Annotated in this window: 17 protein-coding genes; 10 read left to right on the top strand and 7 right to left on the bottom strand. The window is 62.7% G+C overall.

The features are described from left to right. Positions 1-87: 87 nt before the first annotated feature. Positions 88-858 (bottom strand): class I SAM-dependent methyltransferase, encoded by a 771-nt coding sequence (locus LO50_RS00190; RefSeq protein ID WP_042928190.1) that lies wholly within the window; start codon positions 856-858, stop codon positions 88-90. Positions 859-967: 109 nt separating this feature from the next. On the opposite strand from LO50_RS00190, the gene gloB reads away from it, so the two are divergent. Further along, complete coding sequence (gene gloB, locus LO50_RS00195; RefSeq protein ID WP_042928191.1) at positions 968-1,747, top strand: hydroxyacylglutathione hydrolase; 780 nt, start codon at positions 968-970, stop codon at positions 1,745-1,747. Between the two features lie 100 nt (positions 1,748-1,847). Continuing rightward, complete coding sequence (locus tag LO50_RS00200; protein ID WP_185749576.1) at positions 1,848-3,404, top strand: lytic transglycosylase domain-containing protein; 1,557 nt, start codon at positions 1,848-1,850, stop codon at positions 3,402-3,404. An 11-nt stretch (positions 3,405-3,415) separates the two neighbouring features. Here LO50_RS00200 and LO50_RS00205 read toward each other — a convergent pair whose 3' ends face one another. Beyond that, a complete protein-coding gene (locus LO50_RS00205; protein WP_044313726.1) occupies positions 3,416-4,867 on the bottom strand; it encodes an HDOD domain-containing protein in 1,452 nt (483 codons plus the stop codon). A gap of 139 nt (positions 4,868-5,006) precedes the next feature. Here LO50_RS00205 and LO50_RS00210 point away from each other — a divergent pair, with 139 nt between their 5' ends. The 6 genes from LO50_RS00210 to fabI are packed head-to-tail and all read left to right on the top strand — an operon-like array spanning position 5,007 to position 13,254. Beyond that, positions 5,007-6,836, top strand: coding sequence for an extracellular solute-binding protein (locus LO50_RS00210; protein ID WP_044313727.1), 1,830 nt, complete (start codon positions 5,007-5,009; stop codon positions 6,834-6,836). Continuing rightward, positions 6,833-8,719 (top strand): extracellular solute-binding protein, encoded by a 1,887-nt coding sequence (locus LO50_RS00215; protein ID WP_044313728.1) that lies wholly within the window; start codon positions 6,833-6,835, stop codon positions 8,717-8,719. The genes LO50_RS00210 and LO50_RS00215 overlap by 4 nt, the downstream gene beginning before the upstream one ends. Before the next feature lie 2 nt (positions 8,720-8,721). Further along, entirely contained in the window at positions 8,722-9,795 is a 1,074-nt protein-coding gene (locus tag LO50_RS00220) for a microcin C ABC transporter permease YejB (RefSeq protein ID WP_014820115.1), read from the top strand. Position 9,796: 1 nt separating this feature from the next. Further along, positions 9,797-10,816, top strand: coding sequence for an ABC transporter permease (locus LO50_RS00225; RefSeq protein WP_003298887.1), 1,020 nt, complete (start codon positions 9,797-9,799; stop codon positions 10,814-10,816). A gap of 1 nt (position 10,817) precedes the next feature. Next, complete coding sequence (locus LO50_RS00230) at positions 10,818-12,479, top strand: ABC transporter ATP-binding protein (protein ID WP_003298885.1); 1,662 nt, start codon at positions 10,818-10,820, stop codon at positions 12,477-12,479. Further along, complete coding sequence (fabI, locus tag LO50_RS00235) at positions 12,460-13,254, top strand: enoyl-ACP reductase FabI (protein WP_003298883.1); 795 nt, start codon at positions 12,460-12,462, stop codon at positions 13,252-13,254. Before LO50_RS00230 ends, fabI begins: the two co-directional genes overlap by 20 nt. Positions 13,255-13,609: 355 nt before the next feature. Here the strand turns inward: fabI and LO50_RS00245 are convergent, their stop codons facing one another. Then, positions 13,610-15,385 (bottom strand): PQQ-dependent methanol/ethanol family dehydrogenase, encoded by a 1,776-nt coding sequence (locus LO50_RS00245; RefSeq protein ID WP_044313730.1) that lies wholly within the window; start codon positions 15,383-15,385, stop codon positions 13,610-13,612. Between the two features lie 279 nt (positions 15,386-15,664). Between LO50_RS00245 and LO50_RS00250 the strand changes: the two genes are divergently transcribed. Then, positions 15,665-16,903, top strand: a complete 1,239-nt coding sequence (locus LO50_RS00250; protein WP_044313731.1) for a substrate-binding protein — start codon at positions 15,665-15,667, stop codon at positions 16,901-16,903. Positions 16,904-16,942: 39 nt separating this feature from the next. Here LO50_RS00250 and LO50_RS00255 read toward each other — a convergent pair whose 3' ends face one another. Genes LO50_RS00255 through pedF form a run of 4 tightly spaced genes read right to left on the bottom strand, consistent with a single transcriptional unit; the run spans position 16,943 to position 20,074 of the window. Further along, positions 16,943-17,872 (bottom strand): quinoprotein relay system zinc metallohydrolase 1, encoded by a 930-nt coding sequence (locus LO50_RS00255; protein ID WP_044313732.1) that lies wholly within the window; start codon positions 17,870-17,872, stop codon positions 16,943-16,945. A 53-nt stretch (positions 17,873-17,925) separates the two neighbouring features. Beyond that, the gene (locus tag LO50_RS00260; RefSeq protein ID WP_003298876.1) at positions 17,926-18,672 is read right to left on the bottom strand and encodes a quinoprotein dehydrogenase-associated SoxYZ-like carrier; all 747 of its coding nucleotides are present in this window, start codon (positions 18,670-18,672) and stop codon (positions 17,926-17,928) included. A 50-nt stretch (positions 18,673-18,722) separates the two neighbouring features. Further along, entirely contained in the window at positions 18,723-19,637 is a 915-nt protein-coding gene (locus LO50_RS00265; protein ID WP_003298874.1) for a substrate-binding periplasmic protein, read from the bottom strand. Further along, the gene (gene pedF / locus LO50_RS00270) at positions 19,637-20,074 is read right to left on the bottom strand and encodes a cytochrome c-550 PedF (protein ID WP_023445273.1); all 438 of its coding nucleotides are present in this window, start codon (positions 20,072-20,074) and stop codon (positions 19,637-19,639) included. The genes LO50_RS00265 and pedF overlap by 1 nt, the downstream gene beginning before the upstream one ends. Positions 20,075-20,383: 309 nt before the next feature. Here pedF and LO50_RS00275 point away from each other — a divergent pair. After that, positions 20,384-22,252, top strand: a 1,869-nt coding sequence (locus LO50_RS00275; RefSeq protein WP_014820103.1) for a quinoprotein ethanol dehydrogenase, incomplete at its 3' end; no start/stop codon positions are given.

Raw genomic sequence — 22,252 nt, forward strand, 5'->3', positions numbered from 1 at the left:
TGCCCTTGCAGGCACCGTCGGTGTAGATCTCGACCCAATCGTCGCTCATGTGGATTGCTTACTCTGTTTGCCGGCAGGCTCGGGACGTCAAGGGAGTCGGTGTTGTTCGGCTTCGCGGCGGCTGACTTTGGCGACGGGCATCGGCAATAGCTTACCCATGCGTTCGCGGCGCTCCTGGCGCAAGGGCCGCAGGCCGATCATCAACTTGCGCGCGACCAGCAGATAGAAACCGCCAGTTGGCGCCTGCAACTGCTGCCCGACGGACTCCAGACGAGACAACCGCGCCTGCCAGTCGCTCGAAGAAAGCGGCGGACAATAGCATCCGAAGCGACGTTTCTCCAGCGCGAATCCCAGCAGGTTCAGCCAGTCCCCTACCCTTGACGGACGAATGCAACGCGCCTGCCGAAACGCCTCGCGAGAGACCAGATGACGCAGGCCCCAGGCACTCCAAGGGTTGATACCGACGATCAGCAGATGCCCGCCCGGACGAACGCCACGCGCCGCTTCACGCAACAACCCATGGGGCGACAGGCTGAAATCCAATGCATGCTGCAGCACCACGACATCAGCAGCATGCTCGCCGAGCGGCCAGGCCTGCTCCTCGCAATGAATCTCCACACCAGGCAGTGGCGCACCGAGGCGAACGCTGCGTTTGATGTTCTGTGGTTGCACCGGCTCGCCGCTGAATGGACCGTTGTGCACCAGATAGCTGCCGAAACAACGCGCCAGCTCTTCGGTCAGGACTTCCTTCTCCTGAACCAGCAGCTGCTGGCCCAGCGGCCCCTCGAACCAGGCGGACGCCTCATTGATCATGGACAGCCAATGGTCGCTGCCTTGGGTGGACGGTCGATCGTTCATCGCTCGGCTCCGTTCGCCGCGCGATCTGCGCGGCGCTGAGTTCGCTCGGGTTCAACTTTCTCATGGGACTGCTAGGATGCGCCTTTGTCACTCAATTGGCGACCCGCCCATGTTGAAGATCGAAGCCCTGCCCGCCTTCACCGACAACTACATCTGGTTGCTTCTGGACGAGGCCACTCAACGCTGCGCTGCCGTCGATCCCGGTGATGCCACGCCAGTCCTGAAGTGGCTGCGCGACCACTCGGACTGGCAGCTCAGTGACATCCTGATTACCCACCACCATCACGACCACGTCGGCGGCGTCGAACGGCTCAAGACACAGACCGGCGCGCGCGTTCATGGACCGGCGGCCGAGAACATTCCCGCGCGCGACGAGGCGCTGAGCGACGGCCAGCACCTCGAGGTACTCGGGACGGACTTGCAGGTCATCGCCGTCCCTGGCCACACGCTTGGCCATATCGCTTATTTCCATGCCGACCCCGCGCGGCCCTGGCTGCTCTGTGGCGATACGCTGTTCGCCGCCGGGTGCGGGCGTCTGTTCGAAGGCACGCCCGAGCAGATGTTCCGCTCGCTGCAGCGCCTGGCCGATACACCGGATAGCACCCTCGTCTACTGCACCCACGAATACACGCTGAGCAATTTGCGCTTTGCCCGGGCAGTGGAACCGGACAACCCGGCCATTGGAAAACGCATGCGCGAGGTGACCGAACTGCGCGAATCGAACCGCTTCAGCCTGCCAAGCAGAATGGATATCGAGCGCGCGACCAACCCTTTTCTGCGTTGTGGTGTCGCCGCCGTTCAGCATGCGGCAAGCGAGCGCAGCGGCGGCCAGCTAGACGGCGATGTGGCGGTTTTCGCGGCTTTGCGCGCCTGGAAGGACGCCTTCTGACAAGGTCGACAGGTTCCCGAAACGCGGCACGCAGCCTTGACCCCATCAGGGGGCGTTCCTAGAATCCCCCGAATTTTGTTTCCGGGGAAGATTCCAGCCAATGCCGCCAGCTCCCAAGAAACGCCTCGAACCGGACGCCTTGGCAGCCTCTGGTCGGGCGTTGGCTCTAGCCGTTTGCGTCGCCCTAGCGGGCTGTCAGAGCAACGCCGTGCGTGATGATGCACGCGATCAGGCAAGCCGCACCACAGCGCCTGTGGCACAAGAGCCCATCTGGCTGAACGACACCCCCGTCATCACCGAACACCAGGACATCTGGGAGCGAATCCGCGAGGGTTACAAGCTTCAGGAGCATCTGGACAGCAACCCCCGCATCGAGCAACAGCGCCTGCTGTTCTCCAGTCGCCCAAGATCCATCGAAATCGCCAGCGAGCGCGGCAGCCCCTATATCCACTACATTGTCGAGCGCCTCGAAGAGCGCGACATGCCGCTGGAACTGGCTTTGCTGCCGATCATCGAAAGCTCCTACGATCCCTTCGCCTATTCGCCCGCCCATGCCGTCGGACTCTGGCAGTTCATTCCCGCCACCGGCCGGCACTTCAATCTTCGGCAGACAAGCTGGTACGACGGCCGCCGTGACATCACCGCCTCGACCAATGCAGCCCTGCGTTATCTGAGCTACCTGCACGGCCTGTTCAACGGTGACTGGCTGCTGGCACTGGCTGCCTACAACTCGGGTGAAGGCACCGTGAGCCGGGCCATCGAACGCAACCAGAAGCTAGGCCTGCCGACCGACTACTGGAACCTGCCATTGCCGCAGGAAACCCGCGACTACGTGCCGAAGCTGCTGGCCCTGTCGCAATTGATCCAGGCCCCCGAGGCCTATGGCATCAATCTCAATCCGATCGCCAACGAGCCCTACTTCGAAGTCATCGCGCTCAAGCAGCGCATGGATCTGGCGCGGGTCGCCAAACTCGCCGACCTGGACGAGGACGAGCTCTACCAGCTGAACCCTGCCTTCACCCGCCGAATTACCCTGGATGGTCCGCAGCAGCTGCTGGTGCCAATGGAAAAGGCTGAGATGCTGGCAGCCAACCTGGCGCTGATGAAGCCGCAGGATCTGGTCGACTGGCAGCAGTATCAGGTGCGCGCAGGAGACACCCTGGGCGTCATCGCCAACCGTCATCATCTGACCGTCAACATCATCCGCGACGTGAACCGGTTGAAGAGCGACACGTTGCGGATCGGGCAGGTCCTCAGCCTCCCAACCAGCGGTGATGCCGGCGCTTCGCGGGAGTTGCTGCACGCTGTAGCGCGTCAGCCGGCCGCCACCCCGCGCAGCTACCGGGTCAAATCTGGCGACAATCTCTGGGACATCGCCAAGGCTCAGCGCGTCTCGGTACGCGACTTGCAGCGCTGGAACAAGCTCTCCGGCAGCCAGCTCAAAGTGGGCCAGGCGCTGTTCCTGCAGGGCCCGGCAGTAGCCAACGCGCAGAGCAAGGGAAATTCGCCTACCTATTACAAAGTGCAAAAAGGCGACTCGCTGTACCAGATCGCCAAGCGCTTCAACGTACAGCTGAACAACCTGAAGACCTGGAACCCGAAAGGCACCAGCGTGCTCCGCCCCGGCCAGCTGCTGACGCTATACCTCGCCAACTAGCCCTCCGCCATTCACCCAGCCGGACGCTTGCTCAGGGACTCCAGACAGCGCCCAGTCAGCTGGGTAAAGCGCTGAAACGCGACGAACTGTTCGTGTTTCAGCGCCCGCCCCGAAAACCGGCAATCGCCGTAGATGACACCTATTTCACGCGTCCCCGCCATCAGCGGTGCGATGAAGAACATGCCATTGCCAAACCACTGTCGCAGCGGCTGGGTCACCAGGTCGGCCAAGTTATAACTTGCCGGCACGCCCATCCAGAGCGACTGCCGATGACGCAGTGCGTAACTGAACACGTTCGGCTGTTCGGGTTGGTCAGCGGGAAGCACGAAGCCCTGAATCCAGGTCTCGGTCCCTTCACCGACGGCGCAACGCACCTTGAAACGCGTCTGCTGATCGGCCAGCACCGCCACCATCACACGTTCCAGGCCAACCCCACGGTGCAGCCCCTTCAGCAGCGTATCCAGAATCAACGTGGCATCGCCGCCGCCCGAGGCCATGAGCCCCAGGTCCTGCAGCGCCTGTTGCATCAGCAACAGATCCGGTTGCAGCAAGGCTGCCTGACGCTGGGCCTGCTGCAGGCGGATCTGCTCGGGATCGGTACTTGGAATGAGCCGGCCCAGACGACTGGCGCCAAATGTGGTCGCCACCTGCACGGTTTCATCGGCGCTGGCGAGTATCTGCTGCAACGCATCAGCTTCATCCACGCCGGTGAACTCGGCCACGGCCCTGGTCAGTGACGTCATCCGCTCGCACTCCCAGCCTCCGAGTGCGGCCTCGCTGATCTGTACGCCCAGCGCGACCGCGCGAGCGGCCGGATCGCTGCTGGCCACCTGAGTGTGCGCAAGACTGGTCAACTCTCCCAGGTTCCAGCTTCTGACCAGGCCCAGGCTGAGCTGCCGGAAGCTGGTGCCCAACACGCTCTGCACCGCATCGTCGGGCTTGATACCCGGCTGCGTCAGCTGCAGGGCCAGCTCATCCGCCTGCTCTCCACCGCAGCCCCAGAACGCCAACTCGCCCACGTTGTAGAGCAGCGCGGCAATGAATACTTCTTCCTCGTGACGCGAAAGCACATAGCCGGCGATGTTGCGGGCTTGCACCGCGGCGTGAAACGAACGGGCCAGCAGTTCCAGCAGCTGCTCCCTCGGGGCGCGCTCGAGCAGGCTGTCGATCAGCGTGACCGACAGACTGATCAGGCGCACGTTCTCGAAGCCGATCATCACGATGGCCCGAGAAATCGTCTTGATGGTCTCCTGGGAGGGGTTGTAATAGCTGCTGTTGCCGACCCTCAGCACCTTGGAAGTCAGCGAGGCATCACGAAGCAGTACATCGGCCAGTTGCTGCACCGAAGCATGTTCATGCACGGCAAGGCGCTGCAGATCCTTGACCACGGACGCCAACGCAGGCAGCTCCGATTGATTCAGGCGGTCTACCCATGCCTGAAGACCCTGGGCATGTACATCCAAGAGGTCACCTCTGCACAATGCCATTACGGGAAATGACCGGCAGTTTGCCCGAGTTGCCCGGCCTTTTTCCAGCGCATACAAGCTGTTACTGTACCGGCCCGAGAAGCCCCTACGCGCCAAGGATCGGATTCCCCGTCTGATGCGAGCCCTGCTACCGTTACTGACCTGCCTGGCCTTGAGCTTTCCCGCCTTCGCCACCATCAGCGAAAGCCATGGTTATGCGCAGTTCGGCACTCTTAAGTATCCGGCTAACTTCACCCACTTCGATTGGGTGAATCCGCGCGCGCCGAAGGGTGGCCAGATCAAACTGATGGCCTCCGGGACGTTCGACACCCTGAACCCCTACACTTTCAAGGGCACCAGCCTGAGTTCGGCGCCCGGCTTTCTGCAATACGGCATCAGCGAGCTGAACGAGCCACTGATGGTCGGCACCGGCATCTACGACCCGTCCGGCGACGAGCCTGCCTCCAGCTACGGTCTGATTGCCGAGTCAGTGGAGCACAGCGATAACTACAGCTGGGTGGTTTTCAACCTGCGCAAGGAAGCCCGCTTTCATGACGGCAAGCCGATTACCGCCTATGACGTCGCCTTCTCCTATCGCACCCTGATAAAGGATGGGCACCCCCAGTACCGCTCCAACCTGCAGGGGGTGACGCGGGTCGACATCCTCAACCGACATCGCATTCGTTTCGTATTCGAGCAACCGAATAATCCGCTGCTGATCATGCGCCTCGGCGAACTGCCTGTACTGCCACAGCACTACTGGAAGAATCGAGACTTCAGCGCGACCACCTTCGAACCCCCACTGGGTAGCGGCCCCTACCGCATCACGCATGTGCAGCCGGGCCGGCAGGTAGTCTTCGAGCGAGTGCGGGACTGGTGGGGCGCCAAGCTGCCGGCCAATCAGGGGAAATACAATTTCAACCGAGTCTCGGTCGAGTTCTATCGCGATAGCGTGGTGGCCTTCGAAGCCTTCAAGGTCGGCGAGTTCGACTTCTTCATTGAGCACCAGGCGAAGAACTGGGCCAATGGCTACCAGTTTCCGGCGGTGATGCGCGGCGACATCATTCGCGCTGAAATCCCCCACCAGATTCCGACCCAGACCCAGGCGCTGTTCATGAACGGGCGCCGCGCGACCTTCGCCGACAATCGTGTGCGCGAAGCGCTCGGCCTGATGTTCGACTTCGAATGGACCAATCGTGCCCTGTTCTACGGCGCCTACCGCCGCAGTGAAAGCTACTACCCCAACAGCGACTTCACAGCGACAGGCAAGCCCGAAGGCGGTGAGTGGCTGTTGCTTTCGCCGTACCGCAAGCAGCTCCCGCCCGAACTGTTCACCGAGCCCTTCCAGCTTCCGCAGACCGAAGGCCGCGGGATTCCGCGAGAAACCTTGCGCCACGCGCTAAAACTGCTCGCCGACGCAGGCTGGAAAGCCTCGGATGCCGGCCTGTTGAACAGCGCCGGACAACCGCTGAGCTTCGAGATCCTGCTGGTCAACCCGCGGCTCGAACGCATCCTCCAACCCTACGTCGAGAACCTGGCACGCATTGGCATTCAAGCCAATCTGCGCTCCGTGGACAGTGCCCAGTACAAGCAGCGCCTCGATCACTACGACTACGACATGATCCTGATGACTCTGGCACAGAGCCTCAGCCCCGGGATCGAGCAGTATCTGTACTTTCATTCCAGTCAGGTCGACGTCAAGGGCGGTCGCAACTATGCCGGCATCGCCAATCCGATCCTCGACGACCTGATTGACAAGCTGCTCGCGGCGCAGACCCGCGACGAGCAAGTCGCCGCCGCCCGCGCAATCGACCGCGTGCTGCTGTGGAACCACTACACCATTCCGAACTGGTTCATCAGTAACCACCGCCTGGCGTACCGCAATCGGTTCGCCCACGTCACCACGCCACCCTATACGCTGGGTTTGCGAGCCTGGTGGCTGAAGAGCCTGGAGAAGAGCAAATGATCAATCGCGTGCGCCCTTCGCTGTTTCGCGCCGGCCTGCTAAGCCTGTTCTGCATGGCGACCCTAGCCGACGCCGCTCCCCGCCATGCCCTGACGCTGTACGACGAGAAGCCCAAGTATCCGGCCAACTTCCAGCACTTCGAGTACGTCAATCCCGAAGCCCCCAAGGGCGGCACGCTGCGCCAGGCTGGCTTCGGCAGCTTCGACTCGCTCAACCCTTTCATCAACAAGGGCGTTGCGGCTGACGATATCAGCCTGATCTACGACACCCTCACCACCAACAGCCTGGACGAGCCTTTCACCGTCTACGGCCTGCTGGCGGAAAAGATAGAAAAGGGACCGAACAACAGCTGGGTGCGCTTCCACCTGCGCCCGCAGGCACGCTTCCATGACGGCGAGCCGGTAGAGGCCGAGGACGTGGTGTTCACCTTCGAAACCCTGATGAGCCAGGGTGCCCCGCAATACCGCGCCTACTACGCCGATGTGGAGAAAGTGACAGCGGAAAGCCAAAGACGTGTGCGCTTCGACTTCAAGCATGCCGGCAACCGAGAGCTGCCGATGATTCTCGGGCAGTTGCCAGTGCTGCCGAAGCACTGGTGGGATGGAAAGGACTTCACCTCGGGCAGCCTCGAACCACCTCTGGGCAGTGGCCCGTACCGCGTCGAGAAAGTCCAGGCCGGTCGCTCGATCCGCTACGAGCGCGTAGAGGATTACTGGGGCAAGGATCTACCGGTGAATCGCGGTTTCTACAACTTCGATCACATCAATTTCGATTACTACCGCGACAACACCGTGGCCTTGCAAGCGTTCAAGGCCGGTCATTTCGACTACTGGTTCGAAACCAGTGCGAAGAACTGGGCGACCGCCTACGACATCGATGCGGTCAGGGACGGCCGCATCATCAAGGAAGAGATCCGCAACCATAATCCGACCGGCATGCAGGGCTTCATCTTCAATATCCGCCGCCCGCAGCTGGAGGACCGCCGCGTCCGTGAAGCCCTCGGGCTCCTGTTCGACTTCGAATGGACCAATCGCCAGCTTTTCAACGGCGCCTACACCCGCACCCGCAGTTACTTCGACAACTCCGAGCTGGCGTCATCCGGCTTGCCGAATGACGACGAGTTGAAGGTGCTCGAGCCGCTTCGCGGCAAGATCCCGGACGAGGTGTTCGACAAACCGTTCGAGCTACCACGTACCGAAGGCAATGGTGTGATCCGCGAACAGCAGCGCAAGGCATACCGGCTGCTCACCGAAGCAGGTTGGAAGGTCGAGAACGACCGCATGCTGGACGCTGCCGGCAAGCCGGTGAAGCTCGAGTTCCTGCTGGTCCAGGCCGAGTTTGAACGGGTGCTGCTGCCTTACAAGCGCAATCTGGCCGACCTCGGAATCGAACTGGAAATTCGTCGGGTCGACGTTTCGCAATACATCAACCGCCTGCGTTCGCGCGACTACGACATGATCGTCAGCGGCTTTGGCCAATCCAACTCGCCCGGCAACGAGCAACGCGAGTACTGGCACTCGGCAAGCGCCGACAACCCGGGCAGCCGTAACTTCATCGGCCTCAAGGACCCGGCAGTCGACAGCCTTGTGGAAGGTTTGATAGGGGCCGATTCGCGCAAGGAATTGATCAGCTACACCCGCGCGCTCGATCGTGTGCTGCTCTGGGGGCATTACGTGGTGCCGAACTGGCACATAAAGACCTGGCGCGTGGCGTACTGGAATCACCTCGCGCATCCAGAGGTGACGCCCCGGCAGGATATCGGCCTGATGACCTGGTGGCGCAAACCCGACGCCAAGACACCTGTCGCCGATCCCGTCGAAGCGAAGAAGGCCGAGGAAGCTAGCGCTGCGGTCCCGGCTGATAGCGTCGAGGCGGAGCGCTAAGCATGCTGGCTTACATCGTTCGCCGACTGCTGCTGATCATCCCCACGCTGTTCGGCATTCTGCTGATCAATTTCATCATCATCCAGGCCGCACCTGGCGGCCCGGTGGAGCAGGCAATCGCCAAGCTGGAAGGCTTCGAAGGCGCCACCAGCCGGATCTCTGGCGGTGGCTCGGAAGTCGCGGTCGCCGGCACCAGTTACCGGGGTGGCCAGGGTCTGGATCCCGAGCTGATCGCCGAGATCGAGCGCCTGTACGGCTTCGACAAACCACCCGCAGAGCGCTTCTGGATCATGCTCAGCAACTATCTGCGGCTGGATTTCGGCGAGAGCTTCTTCCGTGACGCCAAGGTGACCGACCTGATCATCGAGAAGATGCCGGTTTCCATCTCGCTGGGTCTGTGGAGCACCTTGATCATGTACCTGGCCTCGATCCCGCTGGGCATCGCCAAGGCCACGCGTCACGGCAGCAAGTTCGACGTCTGGACCAGCTCGGCGATCATCGTCGGCTACGCCATACCGGCGTTCCTGTTCGCCATTCTGCTGATCGTGCTTTTCGCTGGCGGCAGTTACTGGAATTGGTTCCCGTTGCGCGGACTGACGTCGGCCAACTTCGATGACCTGACCCTGGCCGGCAAGATCATCGACTACTTCTGGCACCTGGCCCTGCCCGTCACCGCGCTGGTGATCGGCAACTTCGCGACGCTGACGCTGCTGACCAAGAACAGCTTTCTCGACGAGATCAACAAGCAGTACGTGATCACGGCGCGGGCCAAGGGCCTGAGCAAGAATCGCGTGCTCTACGGCCACGTGTTCCGCAATGCCATGTTGATCATCATCGCCGGCTTTCCGTCTGCCTTCATCGGCATGTTCTTCACCGGCTCGCTGCTGATCGAGGTGATCTTCTCCCTTGACGGGCTCGGCCTGCTCAGCTTCGAGGCGGCAATCAACCGCGACTATCCGGTGGTGTTCGGCACCCTCTTCCTCTTCACGCTGCTCGGACTGGTGGTGAAGCTGATCGGCGACCTGACCTACACCCTGGTCGACCCGCGCATCGATTTCGAAAGCAGGGAGGCCTGAGATGCAGTTGTCCCCCCTCAACCAGCGCCGGCTGGCGCTGTTCAAGGCACACAAGCGTGGCTGGTGGTCGCTGTGGATCTTCCTCGCGCTGTTCGTACTCAGCCTTGGCGCGGAGATCATCGCCAACGACAAGCCGATCGTGGTGCGCTACGACGGCGAATGGTTCTTCCCGGTGTTCAAGCGTTATCCGGAAACGGCCTTCGGCGGCGAGTTTCCGCTGCAGGCGAACTACAAGAGCCCGTACATCCAGGAACTGATTGCCGAGAAGGACGGCTGGATGGTCTGGCCGGTCATTCCCTTCAACTATTCGAGCATCAACTACGAACTGCAGGTGCCCGCCCCTGCGCCGCCGTCACTGGAGAACTGGCTGGGCACCGATGACCAGGGCCGCGATGTGCTCGCCCGGGTGATCTACGGCTTTCGCATCTCGGTGCTGTTCGCCCTGACCCTAACCCTGATCAGCTCGGTGATCGGCGTCATCGCCGGCGCCCTGCAGGGCTTCTATGGCGGCTGGGTCGACCTGGTTGGTCAGCGCCTGCTGGAAATCTGGTCCGGGCTGCCGGTGCTCTATCTGCTGATCATTCTGGCCAGCTTCGTGCAGCCGAACTTCTGGTGGCTGCTGGGCATCATGCTGCTGTTCTCCTGGATGAGCCTGGTGGACGTCGTGCGTGCCGAATTCCTCCGTGGGCGCAACCTCGAGTACGTGCGCGCCGCTCGTGCGCTGGGCATGCAGAACGGCGCCATCATGTTCCGCCACATCCTGCCGAACGCCATGGTTTCCACCATGACCTTCATGCCGTTCATCCTCACCGGCGCCATCGGCACGCTCACCGCGCTGGACTTTCTCGGTTTCGGTCTGCCGGCCGGCTCGCCGTCGCTCGGTGAACTGGTCGCCCAGGGCAAGGCCAATCTGCAGGCGCCCTGGCTGGGCATCAGCGCCTTCATGGTGCTGGCGGTCATGCTGACCCTGCTGGTGTTTATCGGGGAGGCGGCGCGCGATGCCTTCGACCCAAGGAAATAACATGGCCGAACAACCGATAGCCGAGAATCTGGTCGAGGTCCGCGATCTGGCCGTCGAGTTCGTCACCGGCGAACAGGTCCAGCGTGTCGTCGAAGGCGTGACATTCGACATTCGCAAGGGCGAAACCCTGGCCCTGGTCGGGGAAAGCGGCTCGGGCAAGTCCGTGACGGCTCATTCCATCCTGCGACTGCTGCCCTACCCGCTCGCTCGCCATCCGCAAGGGCAGATCCTCTTCCACGGGCAGGACTTGCTCAAGGCCGACGAAAAGGCCATGCGTAAAATCCGTGGCAATCGCATCGCCATGGTCTTCCAGGAGCCGATGACCTCGCTCAACCCGCTGCACACCGTGGGCAAGCAGATCAACGAGGTGCTGGAGATTCACAAGGGCCTGCGCGGCAAGGCCGCAACCGCTCGCACCCTGGAGTTGCTGGAACTGGTCGGTATCCCGGAGCCGCGCAAGCGCATCCGCGCCTACCCGCACGAGCTGTCGGGCGGCCAGCGGCAACGGGTGGTCATCGCCATGGCGCTGGCCAACGAGCCTGAACTGCTGATCGCCGACGAGCCGACCACGGCCCTCGACGTCACCGTGCAGCTGAAAATCCTCGAACTGCTAAAGGAGTTGCAGGCTCGCCTGGGCATGGCGCTGCTGCTGATCAGCCACGATCTCAACCTGGTTCGGCGCATTGCCCATCGCGTATGTGTCATGCAGCGCGGTCGCGTCGTCGAACAGGCGTTGTGTGAAGATCTGTTCCGCGCACCTCAGCATCCGTATACCCAGGAACTGCTCGCGGCCGAGCCCAGTGGCGGTCCGGTGGCGGTCGAAGAAGCGGCGCCATTGCTGGAAGTGGACGACCTGCGCGTGTGGTTCCCGATCAAGAAAGGGCTGCTGCGACGCACCGTCGACCACATCAAGGCGGTGGACGGTGTGAACTTCAGCCTGCCCAAGGGGCAGACGCTGGGTATCGTCGGCGAGAGCGGTTCCGGCAAGTCCACGCTTGGATTGGCTATCCTTCGATTGCTGGGTAGTCGCGGCGAGATCCGCTTCCAGGACCAGCGCCTGCAGAACATGTCGCAGCGCCAGGTACGGCCGTTGCGCCGGCAGATGCAGGTGGTCTTCCAGGACCCCTTCGGCAGCCTGAGCCCACGCATGTCGGTTGGGCAGATCATTGGCGAAGGGTTGCACATCCACCGGATGGGCAATGCCAAGGAGCAGGAACAGGCAATCATTGACGCGCTCGTGGAGGTTGGCCTCGATCCGGAAACTCGGCATCGCTACCCCCACGAGTTTTCCGGCGGACAACGGCAACGCATTGCCATTGCCCGGGCTCTGGTGTTGAAGCCGGCGCTGATACTGCTCGACGAGCCGACCTCGGCGCTCGATCGCACGGTACAGCGTCAGGTGGTAGAGCTTCTGCGCTCGTTGCAGGCCAAGTACAACCTGACCTACCTGTTCATCAGCCATGACCTGGCGGTGGTCAGGGCGCTCAGCCACCAGATGATGGTGGTCAAGCAGGGCCAGGTGGTGGAACAGGGTGCGGCCGCTGACATTTTTGCGGCACCGCAACATCCGTATACACAGCAGCTGCTGGAATCCGCCTTCATGGCGCCCGGCGCTGCCGAACAACCAGAAGAGGGACAAGCACATGGGTTTTCTCACCGGTAAGCGCGTACTGATCGTCGGCGTTGCCAGCAAACTTTCGATTGCCTCGGGCATCGCCGCCGCCATGCATCGCGAAGGTGCAGAACTGGCTTTCACCTACCAGAACGACAAGCTCAAGGGCCGCGTCGAGGAATTCGCCGCCGGCTGGGGCTCGGGCCCGGAGCTGTGCTTCCCCTGCGACGTCGCCAATGACGAAGACATCGCCCGCGTATTCGAAGAACTGAGCAAGAAGTGGGACGGCCTGGACTGCATCGTGCACTCGGTCGGCTTCGCTCCCGGCGACCAGCTCAACGGCGACTTCACCGAAGTCACCACCCGTGAAGGCTTCAAGATCGCCCACGACATCAGCGCCTACAGCTTCGTCGCCCTGGCCAAGGCCGGTCGCGAGATGATGAAGGGCCGCAACGGCAGCCTGCTGACCCTCTCCTACCTGGGTGCCGAGCGCACCATGCCGAACTACAACGTCATGGGCATGGCCAAGGCCAGTCTGGAAGCCGGCGTTCGCTACCTGGCCGGCAGCCTTGGCCCGGAAGGCACCCGCGTCAACTGCATCTCCGCCGGCCCGATCCGCACCCTGGCCGCCTCCGGCATCGCCAGCTTCCGCAAGATGCTCGCCGCCAACGAGAAGCAGACCCCGCTGCGCCGCAACGTCACCATCGACGAAGTCGGTAATGCCGGAGCCTTCCTCTGCTCGGATCTGGCTTCCGGCATCAGCGGTGAAATCCTCTACGTCGACGGCGGCTTCAACACCACCGCCATGGGCTCGCTGGAAGATTGATCCCGCGCCCGTCTACGTAAGCACCGAACCCCGCCTGTTGGCGGGGTTCGTGTTTCTGCGGAACGCTGTCAGCCGGCTGCGGGGCGGCTTCCTCACGCAATACGAGATAGTCCCGGACTGTCCTCACCACATCGTTGAGGATCTTTTCATCACATCGCTGGCACCGATGACGCTGATCGAAACGCAGCGTCATCGGGCTGGAGGTGGATTATTCGAGCCCAAGCCATTTACCCCAGGTATCACGCCCCGGCGCCTATCGCTTGCCTGGCGCCAGAACGGCAAAACCCCGGCCATGGCGACCGGGGTTCTGTTTGCGCAAACCCGACGATCGCCGGGTTTGCGTAACGCAGGCTGATCAGCGCTTGGCGACCAGATCCTTCGGCAGCTTGAAGGTCCAGAGCATACCGCCCTGGTTGAAGTCCTTCACGCGCTTGGCCACTTCGCCACCCCACAGCGGTACCGCACCACCCCAGCCGGAGAGAACGGAAACGTACTGCTCGCCATCCATTTCCCAGGTGACCGGAGAACCGATTACGCCCGAGCCGGTGTTGAACTCGTAGACCTTCTTGCCGGTCTTGGCGTCGAAGGCCATCAGGTAGCCCTCGGGGTTGCCGGTGAACACCAGGTTACCCTTGGTGGCCAGCACGCCGCCCCACAGCGGAGCGTAGTTGTTGTAGCGCCACACTTCCTTGCCGGTCTTCGGATCGATGGCGCGCAGCACACCGATGAAGTCTTCGTTGAGCGGCTTGATGGTGAAGCCGGCACCCAGGTAGGCCGCGCCCTTCTTGTAGGCTACGCCTTCGTTCCAGATGTCCATGCCCCACTCGTTGGACGGCACGTAGAACAGGCCGGTGTCCTGGCTGTAGGCCATGGGCATCCAGTTCTTGCCACCCAGGAAGGACGGTGCGACGAACACCGACTTGCCCTTGTCCGCGTCGGCAGGATTGCCCGGGCGGTGGGCTTCGTCGTAGATCGGACGGCCAGTCTTGTCCAGGCCCTTGGCCCAGGTGATCATGTCAACGAACGGGAAGCCACGGATGAACTTGCCGTTGGTGCGATCTAGCACGTAGAAGAAGCCGTTACGGTCTGCGGTGCCGGCAGCCTTGATGGTCTTGCCGCCGTCCTTGTAGTCGAAGGAGATCAGCTCGTTGACGCCGTCGAAGTCCCAGCCGTCATGCGGGGTGGACTGGAAGTGCCACTTGATCGAGCCGTCATTCGGGTCCAGCGCCAGACGCGAGGACGAGTACAGGTTGTCGCCAGGTCGCAGGTGCGAGTTCCACGGCGCCGGGTTACCGGTACCGAACAGCAGCGAGTCGGTGTCCGGATCGTAGTAGCCGCCCAGCCATGGAGCTGCACCGCCGGTCTTCCACAGGTCGCCCGGCCAGGTCTTGCCGGCTTCGCCGCCGGAGATGCCGCTCTCGACCTTCTTGCCGTCCTTCCAGACGTAACCCATGTGGCCTTCCACGGTCGGACGGGTCCACAGCAGTTCACCGTTCTTCGCGTCGTAGGCTTCGATCTTGCCGACCACGCCGAACTCACCACCGGAGACGCCGGTGATCAGCTTGCCATTCACCACCAGCGGCGCGGCGGTCAGCGAGTAACCGGCCTTGTAGTCGGCGACAGTCTTCTTCCAGACCACCTTGCCGGTGTCCTTGTTCAGGGCGACCAGCTTGGCATCGAGGGTGCCGAAGATCACCAGATCGCCATACAGCGCGACACCACGGTTGATCACGTCACAGCACGGCATGATGCCGTCGGGCAGGCGGGCATCGTACTGCCACAGTTCCTTGCCGGTACGGGCGTCCAGTGCATATACACGCGAGTAGGAGCCGGTGATGTACATCACGCCGTCCTTGATCAGCGGCTGCGCTTCCTGACCGCGCTGCTTTTCACCGCCGAGAGAGAAGCCCCAAACCGGTCGCAACTGATTGATGTTATTGGTATTCAACGTGTCCAGCGTACTGTAGCGCTGGCCCTGCAAACCCAGACCGTTGGTGACGATCTGATCGGTGGATTTGGCGTCGTTGAGGATTTCCTGGTCGGTTACGGCCCAGGCGTGCAGGCTGGACATCGCCACCGCGGCGCATAGCGCCGTCAAGGCGAAGGGCTTGCGAAGACCGGTGTGCTTCATTGCGGCTACCTCTGCGGGTTCATTGTTATGCCGGGAAATTTTCCCGGTCTGTTGTTGATTCTTGGTTTGCACCGCCTCGCCAACAATTGCCCGCAGTGCCGATTTTCCTCCTCCCTTGGTAGCAATACGCCGCCGCAGGCCACGAAAGACGCGTGATTCGGCCCGCCGTCAATGCCGGGCGGCACCGAAAGTCGCACCCATATGGCCTGAAAAGACTATTCCGCTGAGCCCGCCCCACGCCCTACAACGGACGCCCCCTCGCTCAGAAGGATAAGAGCCATGCTTCGCCCGACATTGGTCATCGCCCTCATCGTCTTCACCTTGCAAAGCGCCCACGCGTCCGAACCGATCCGTCTGGGTCTCAACTACCCGAGCACCGGCAACTACAAGTCAGAAGGTCTGGAGCTGCGCCGTGGCGCCCTGCTTGCCGTCGACCAGATCAACCAGGGTGGTGGTTTGCTGGGCCGACGCCTGGAGCTGGTCAGCCTGAATTCGGCAGCGCGCGCGGAAAAGGCGCGTGCCAACGTCGACCGTTTCGCCAAACAGGGCGCAGCGATGATCTTCGGCGGCGCCAACAGCGAAGAGGCGATGAGCGCCGGCCAGCGCGCCCGCGAACTCGGACTGCTGTACTTCCCCACCCTCGGCTACGCCAACGAGATCACCGGACGAGACGGCCATCGGCATCTATTCCGCGAATCCAACAGTGCCTGGATGAGCGCGCGGGTACTCGGCGAGTACCTAAGCTGGCACATGCCCAACCGCCGCTATCACTACATCAGCCTCGACGATGCCTGGGGCCGCAGTATGGAACAGGCCCTGCGCGAGGCGACCAAGAGCCGCGACCGCGCACGCCACGGCTACTCGAAGATCGCCGCGCGAGGTGCCCGCCGCGACGACTACCTGAGCGCATTGCAGAAGGCTGCCGCCAGTGATGCGGATGTGCTGGTGATCGTCCTGCTCGGCCAGGACCTGGTGCAGACCATGCGCCTGGCGCACACCCTGGAGCTGGGCAAGCGCATGCAGATCATCGCGCCCAACCTCAACCAGAGCATCGTCGAGCAAGCCGGACCGCTGGTGATGGAAAACGTGATCGGCACCGAAGCCTGGACCTGGCGGGTACCGCAGCGAGAAAAAAGCGAAACCGGTCAGGCATTCGTCGAGCGCTACATTGCCTTGCATCAGGCCTACCCCGGCAGCACCGCGGCGTCGGCCTACGGCATCGTCCAGCAATGGGCCGATGCCGTGCGGCGGGCGGGCCGACTGGATAGCGAAGCCATCATCGCCGCGCTGGAGAACCATCGCTACAGCCTGTTGAAGGACGAGCAGTACTGGCGCGACTTCGACCACCAGAACGTCCAGAGCATCTACGCGGTTCGGGTACGCGAGCGCAACGAGATCATGCAGGATCGCTTCAAGCAGGACTATTTCATCATCATCCATCGCATGGACGGCGAAGAAGCCGCGCCGAGCCTGGACGACTGGCAGCAGGAGCGCGGTGATCAGCTACAGCTGCAGTGATTGGAGTCGACCATCAACCGGCGCGCCGCGGGCGCGCCTTCACTCGTCGACGCGCTGCAGCGCCATCGCTTCGTAACGCGGATACAGATGGCTGACGCTCCGGATCAGCTCGTAGCGGGTCAGGCTGATGCCGGCGAAGCGCTCGGGGATCGGGCTCTGGATAACCTCGTTCATGTCCGCTCCGCCGTTGGCGGCTTCTCGCAACAAGCCGTCCAGCCAGCCGAGGTAGTCGCGCATCTGCACGAACGGCTCGGCATCATCGGCCACCGGGCCATGGCCAGCGACCAGGCGTTTCCAGGGCAGCGCCTCTAGGGTATCGAGGTCTTCCAGCCAGACATCCAGGCCTGGGCTGTTGGGCGTGGTCAGCGCGCGTTGGTAGAACAGGATGTCGCCGGCGAAGAGCACGCCACTGCGTTCGTCGAGAATGGCCAGATCGGCACCGGTGTGACCGCGCAGGGCGAGCAGGCGCAGGGAGCGCCCGCCGATCTCCAGCGTGCCGGGCGCCAGGGTCTCAGATGGCAGCACCACCTCCGTACCGCGCATCCAGTCACCTACCAGGCGGTACATGTTCTCGGCCATGGCATTGCCCTGCTCGCGCAACAGCTCGGTCGTACCGGCGAGCGCGGCGATGGGCACATCGGCAAATGCCTGGTTGCCGAGGACGTGGTCGGGGTGATGATGGGTCAGCAGCAGCTTGATTACCGGACGATCGGTAACGCTCGCGATGGCCGCGCGCATCGCCTCGCCATAACGCCGCGACGGGCCGCTGTCGATCACCACCACGCCGGCCGCGGTGACGATGAAGCCGGTGTTGACAATATTGCCGCCGTTGGCCTTGTCGAAGTTGTCCGTCGAGCCTTCCAGCAGCCACACGTCATCGGCAATCTGCCGCGGCTGCAGCGTGTAACGCAGCTCGGCGTATGCGGGCAGGGTCAGACAGAACGCGAACATCAGGAGCAACAGGCGCATGACGCCTCCTTGGCTTGGTTGCTGGCTCTCGGAGAAAACGCGGGCCGGTCAGCTCAGAGCGCGGCTTCGAACTCGTTGCCGTTGTTGTCACGCAGCCACAGGCGGGTGTCCTGCGCGCCCTTCACTTCCAGGCTCAGACTCGGGTTTTCGGCGACAGCCGGATACAGTTCCAGCTCCGCCAGGACCTGACCGTCGGCATCGCGCAACTCGGCCTGGTTGAGAAAGAATTCGGGTATGCCGCCGACCAGGCCGTTATCCATCGGATGGGAGACCTGCAGGCGCAAACGACTGAAATCGCCGCGGGCGAAGCGCCCACCGATGACCTCACCGAGGCGGTCTTCCCAGCCTGGCTGGGCACGCACCACGCTCGGGGCCGTACAGCCGCCACCAGCAGCATCGACCTTGGCCGAACCGATGTGCCAGACGCCATCACGGGTCAGCACCGCCGCACGGATCGGTGTTGCCTGTTCCACGCGTATGCGGATGGCGACCAGCGGCACGACCTGCTCGCCGGGCGTGAAGGTGAAAATACGTGGAATGGGATTGAGGTCGGCCCAGGCTTCGATGCGCACCACCTCGTCACCGAGGGCTCTGGCATCGATGTGCACCGGCACCTGCCGCGAATCCTCGGCGAATGGCGGTACCTGCACCTTTACGCGCTCATCGAACACGTAGGGTTCGCTGTTGAGCAAGCCCTTGTGGTGGTATTCCCACATCACCGACTGCAGTGGATCGGCCTCGGCCGCCAGGGCGCTCGGCGCATGAAGGACCATCATCAGCAGCAAGGTTCGGACGCTCATGTCGACTCCTCGAACGGCGATCCGCAGCGGGATCGGCATGGCGCAACCGGTCAGCGTCCGGCCACGTCGCTCTCCACATCCTGGTACAACCCGGGCAACTCGTAGCTCAAGCCGTAGCTGGCGTAGAGCTTTTCCAGCTCGCCGTCGAGAATCAGCGGCTCGAGCACTTCTTCCAGCGCGTAGGCCAGCTGCCGGTTGGATTCATGCACCGCCATGCCGAGATCCCACACCTGCTTGCCCATGTTCGGGTAAGCGTTCTCGGCGAGCTTCAGGTGTTCGTCGTCGGCCTGGTCGAGCAGCCACTCGATCTCCGCGCGCATGGCCATGGTGGCGTCCACCTCGCCCTGCTGCAGCGCAGCGAATGCCTCGCGGATGCTCGGGTAGTGGTGGGTGTGCTTCGCCAGCCGGCCCTCGAATACCGAAGACAGGTAGAACGAAGGCACGCTGTCCACTTCAACGCCGATCGGGTGGTATTGAAAGACCGCCACGCTCGGCACCTCGTCGATGCGACGGTCATCATAAGCGGTCTGCCAGCGCTCGCGCTGATAGGGCGCGAACATCACCACCAGCTCGTTGATCACTTCACCCAGCTCGTTGCGCTTGTAGGCGAACTCGCGGTCGTAGGGCACACGCAGCATGACGTCTGCCAGCACGCCGGGCCGCAGGTAGTGCCCTTTCCAGATGAAATTGCGCAAGTCGTCGTCGAGGGTTTCGTCCGGCGTCACCCACAGCACTTCCAGCTTCAGGTCCAGCCCTTCGGCGAGCTTGCGCGCCAACGCCACATCGACCCCGCGCGGCTGGCCATCCTGCTGGTAGCTGTACGGCGGAAAGTTCTCGTACATCGCCACCTTGAGCACACCGGATTCGATGATGTCATCGAAGGCGCGCACCTTGACCACGTCCGCCTGCGCCAGCGCGCAGCACAGTGTCAGCCACAGCGACAGAACCAGCCGGACGGCGTTCATCACTGCTTGGCCGCTTCACTTTCGATATAGGTACGGATCGCCCACAGCGCTTCCTGGCTGAGGGTGTCGGCCATACGCGGCATGTACACGGCACCATCACGGACCGCGCCATTGATCACGCGCTCCTTGTACCACTCGTCGCCGTCGTAGCTGGCTTCCAGCTCACGCAGGTCGGGGGCGATACCGCCGGAAATGGCTTCCAGACCGTGGCAACGCGCGCAGTTCTGGTTGTATGCGGAGGAACCGATCTCGACCGCCAGGTCGTGGTGCTCGTTGGGCGCACGATAGGGGTTCTCGTCCAGCCATTCTTCACCGAGTTGCGGCAGGCCCTTGGTGTTGACCGCTTGCGGCGTCACGTCGCCATGCGCCAGAACCAGGCCGGACATACCGAGAACACCCGCTGCCAGCAGTGAGCGCAAAAAGATCTTGTTATTCATGACTACCACCCTCTATTCGAGAACCTGTACAAGGCAGCCCCATCGGAGCGCATGGTGGTCATGTTGGCCGTGTCAGTGCATCGGCAGAATCCTGCTTTGGATGCCTGCATCTCCTCCCTTGGTACTGGGTTTTGCTACCGCCTCCCGCCCCCCAGAGGTAGCAAGGCTAAATCAGCAGGGTTCGGGAAGGATTCCCGGCATCGGCGGGAGCTTTTCCGTGTCGGCGCCCATGGCGCGCTTCCAATAATCGAATCGCCAGGCCACCGGCATACGGCGGCCTCGTCCGAATCGACCAAGGGAATCGCAACCATGACAACAAGATCGCACCCCGGCAGCAAACGCCCCCTCGCCATTGCCGTGCAATGCCTGGCGCTGACCGGCAGCCTCGCGTTGGCCGCAGCCGCCCAGGCCAAGCCGGTCAACTGGGAAGACATCGCCAACGATCACCTGTCCACCGAGAACGTCCTGCAATACGGCATGGGCACCAGTGCGCAACGCTGGAGTCCGCTGGCACAGGTCAATGAAGACAACGTATTCAAGCTGACCCCGGCCTGGTCGTTCTCCTTCGGTGACGAGAAACAGCGCGGCCAGGAATCCCAGGCCATCGTCCATGACGGCGTGATCTACGTGACCGGCTCCTATTCGCGCGTCTTCGCCCTCGATGCCAAGACCGGCAAGCGCCTGTGGAGTTACGCCCATCGCCTGCCCGACGATATCCGCCCGTGCTGCGACGTGGTCAACCGCGGTGCCGCCATCTACGGTGACAAGATCTACTTCGGCACTCTCGACGCCCGTGTCGTGGCGCTGAACAAGGACACCGGCAAGGTCGTCTGGAACAAGAAGTTCGGCGATCACGGCGCCGGCTACACCATGACCGGTGCACCCACGCTGGTGAAAGATGCCAAGACCGGCAAGGTGCTGCTGGTGCACGGCAGCTCGGGCGACGAGTTCGGCATCGTCGGCAAACTGTTCGCCCGTGATCCGGATACCGGCGAAGAAGTCTGGATGCGCCCCTTCGTCGAGGGCCACATGGGCCGTCTCAACGGCAAGGACAGCACGCCGACCGGCGACATCAAGGCGCCGTCCTGGCCGGACGATCCCAACCACCCGACCGGCAAGAAGGAAGCCTGGAGCCAGGGCGGCGGCGCGCCGTGGCAGAGTGCGAGCTTCGACCCGGAGACCAACACCATCATCGTCGGCGCCGGCAACCCCGCCCCGTGGAACGGCTGGGAGCGCACCAGCGATGGCGGCGACCCGAAGGATTACGACAGCCTCTACACCTCCGGGCAGGTCGGCGTGGATCCGAGCACCGGCGAGGTGAAGTGGTTCTACCAGCACACCCCGAACGATGCCTGGGACTTCTCCGGCAACAACGAGCTGGTGCTGTTCGACTACAAGGACAAGAACGGCAAGACCGTCAAGGCCACGGCCCACGCCGACCGCAACGGCTTCTTCTATGTGGTGGACCGCAAAGACGGCAAGCTGCAGAACGCCTTCCCCTTCGTCGACGGTATCACCTGGGCCAGCCATATCGACCTGAAAACAGGTCGACCGGTGGAGAACGAGGGCCAGCGCCCACCCAAGCCGGAGCCGGGCGAGAAGCACGGCAAATCGGTTGAAGTATCCCCACCCTTCCTCGGCGGCAAGAACTGGAACCCCATGGCCTACAGCCAGGACACCGGCCTGTTCTACGTACCCGCCAACCACTGGAAGGAGGACTACTGGACCGAGGAAGTCAGCTACAAGAAGGGCTCGGCCTATCTCGGCCAGGGTTTCCGCATCAAGCGCATGTACGACGACCATGTCGGCATCCTGCGCGCCATGGACCCGACCACCGGCAAGGTGGCCTGGGAACACAAGGAAAAACTGCCATTGTGGGCCGGCGTGCTGGCGACCAAGGGCAACCTGGTATTCACCGGCACCAGCGACGGCTACTTCAAGGCCTTCAATGCCAAAACCGGTGACGAGCTGTGGAAATTCCAGACCGGCAGCGGCGTGATTTCCCCGCCTGTGACCTGGGAGCAGGACGGCGAGCAGTACATCGGCGTGACGGTCGGTTACGGCGGCGCCGTGCCACTGTGGGGCGGCGACATGGCCGTACTGACCAAGCCGGTCGCCCAGGGTGGTTCCTTCTGGGTATTCAAGCTTCCGGATTGGGAGAAGAAGACCGCCAAGCGA

The sequence above is a fragment of the Stutzerimonas stutzeri genome (assembly GCF_000935215.1).
GTDB lineage: Bacteria > Pseudomonadota > Gammaproteobacteria > Pseudomonadales > Pseudomonadaceae > Stutzerimonas.

Coding starts and splice junctions, on each gene's coding strand:
- LO50_RS00210 (WP_044313727.1), top strand. CDS start 5,007: ATGCGAGCCCTGCTACCGTTACTGACCTGCCTGGCCTTGAGCTTTCCC.
- gloB (WP_042928191.1), top strand. CDS start 968: ATGTTGAAGATCGAAGCCCTGCCCGCCTTCACCGACAACTACATCTGG.
- LO50_RS00255 (WP_044313732.1), bottom strand. CDS start 17,872: ATGCGCCTGTTGCTCCTGATGTTCGCGTTCTGTCTGACCCTGCCCGCA.
- LO50_RS00265 (WP_003298874.1), bottom strand. CDS start 19,637: ATGAACGCCGTCCGGCTGGTTCTGTCGCTGTGGCTGACACTGTGCTGC.
- LO50_RS00245 (WP_044313730.1), bottom strand. CDS start 15,385: ATGAAGCACACCGGTCTTCGCAAGCCCTTCGCCTTGACGGCGCTATGC.
- LO50_RS00215 (WP_044313728.1), top strand. CDS start 6,833: ATGATCAATCGCGTGCGCCCTTCGCTGTTTCGCGCCGGCCTGCTAAGC.
- LO50_RS00220 (WP_014820115.1), top strand. CDS start 8,722: ATGCTGGCTTACATCGTTCGCCGACTGCTGCTGATCATCCCCACGCTG.
- LO50_RS00260 (WP_003298876.1), bottom strand. CDS start 18,672: ATGAGCGTCCGAACCTTGCTGCTGATGATGGTCCTTCATGCGCCGAGC.
- fabI (WP_003298883.1), top strand. CDS start 12,460: ATGGGTTTTCTCACCGGTAAGCGCGTACTGATCGTCGGCGTTGCCAGC.
- LO50_RS00200 (WP_185749576.1), top strand. CDS start 1,848: ATGCCGCCAGCTCCCAAGAAACGCCTCGAACCGGACGCCTTGGCAGCC.
- LO50_RS00225 (WP_003298887.1), top strand. CDS start 9,797: ATGCAGTTGTCCCCCCTCAACCAGCGCCGGCTGGCGCTGTTCAAGGCA.
- LO50_RS00230 (WP_003298885.1), top strand. CDS start 10,818: ATGGCCGAACAACCGATAGCCGAGAATCTGGTCGAGGTCCGCGATCTG.
- LO50_RS00190 (WP_042928190.1), bottom strand. CDS start 858: ATGAACGATCGACCGTCCACCCAAGGCAGCGACCATTGGCTGTCCATG.
- pedF (WP_023445273.1), bottom strand. CDS start 20,074: ATGAATAACAAGATCTTTTTGCGCTCACTGCTGGCAGCGGGTGTTCTC.
- LO50_RS00250 (WP_044313731.1), top strand. CDS start 15,665: ATGCTTCGCCCGACATTGGTCATCGCCCTCATCGTCTTCACCTTGCAA.